Source organism: Halorubrum sp. Atlit-26R, assembly GCF_003666015.1.
GTDB lineage: Archaea > Halobacteriota > Halobacteria > Halobacteriales > Haloferacaceae > Halorubrum.
Genome location: NZ_QPLT01000261.1, coordinates 1 through 655, shown reverse-complemented (window position 1 = coordinate 655; position 655 = coordinate 1). Strand labels below are relative to the sequence as shown.

Below are 655 nucleotides of genomic sequence, written 5' to 3'. Positions count from 1 at the left end.
GAGCACGTTTTACCGCAATTTTCCCGCCGGAGAGCGTGGTCAACATTGAGTGGATCAGTGGAGAGAAGGATGCCGCCAAGCATCAGGAACGGAAAACAGCAACTCGACTGTACGAAAATAATGGCTACATCGTATATCCACCGCCAAATACGCCCAGAAGCGGAAGCAGCAATCAATGATGATTCACCACACCATTCTTGACAAATTCTAGTTAGCTTGTCATCAAATACGTTACTTCGTTCACTGGGTTGATCAATCGCAATCCGCGAAGATCAGTACGTAGTCTATACCGTATTTGCGCTCTATATTCAGCACAACTGCAGAAATATATCACCTGCTGAGGATTTCAACAGAGCCGTAGAGATATTTATTCTGTAGATTCACCGCGCGTCAAACAAGACTGGACTCGCCTATGCTCTGTAGTCTTATTCACTGCTCCAAAAGTTGTCGAACTGAGAGTTCGAAAAATCAGGCTTCATCCGTACCAACTCGTCCTGTTCATTCTTCGGGAAGTACTCGTAGATCGAGTGAAGCGCTCCAGGGACGAATCGCTCACCGACAACGATTCGAACCCCTCGTTCGTCCGGACCACGAATGACCCGACCTAGTGCCTGTCGGACCTGCCGAACTGCCGGAATAGTTAGAGCATACGTGA

General features: G+C 48.1%; 1 protein-coding gene. It reads right to left on the bottom strand.

Annotated elements, in window-relative coordinates; all coding sequences use genetic code 11:
* Positions 1-425: 425 nt before the first annotated feature.
* On the bottom strand, positions 426-655 hold a 230-nt coding region (locus DVK07_RS20465), incomplete at its 5' end, for a helicase C-terminal domain-containing protein (RefSeq protein ID WP_147441290.1).